Genomic DNA, 491 nt, shown 5'->3' on the forward strand with positions numbered 1-491 from the left:
TCGACATAGAGCGTCTACAAGACCCCGTAGAGCTTGATGAGCCTCCTATTGAGGTTCCGGATTCCGAATACTTCGAAGCTAATCAGGACGCCTTTCAGGAGCTTGCAGACTGGTATCTTTGAAGCTCCGCAGGACCGACGACAATGTAATTGTCATAGTCGGACACTATGACAAGTCAAATATTGATTTCTATCTGCTACAATAAGTTTCCAGTACCCCACAAACTGAGGGTCGGAGATTGTTATGGATATGGTAAAGAAGGAAAAATATAGAGAAATAGAGAGAGAAGTACAGAGGCTTGAAAATCTGTTCAATATAAAGGCTGTGCGATTGAAGGCACGTTATGAGACCAAGGCTATTCGTTATATGTTTGGGAATGGGGTCGAGGTTTATTGCGGTTGGGAAAAGCCTTACGATATCATGACTTGTTTGCATGACCATTATATTGACCATTCTTTTCCTGTGAAGGATGTGAAAAGTTATAGAGATTA

General features: G+C 41.8%; 1 protein-coding gene. It reads left to right on the forward strand.

Annotated features, from left to right (window positions below):
* Nucleotides 1–243: 243 nt before the first annotated feature.
* Nucleotides 244–491: hypothetical protein (locus KP705_RS17140; RefSeq protein WP_215765140.1), on the forward strand; the 248-nt coding region annotated here is incomplete at its 3' end.

This window comes from Gluconobacter sp. P1D12_c, from assembly GCF_018812105.1.
Classification (GTDB): Bacteria; Pseudomonadota; Alphaproteobacteria; order Acetobacterales; family Acetobacteraceae; genus Gluconobacter; species Gluconobacter oxydans_A.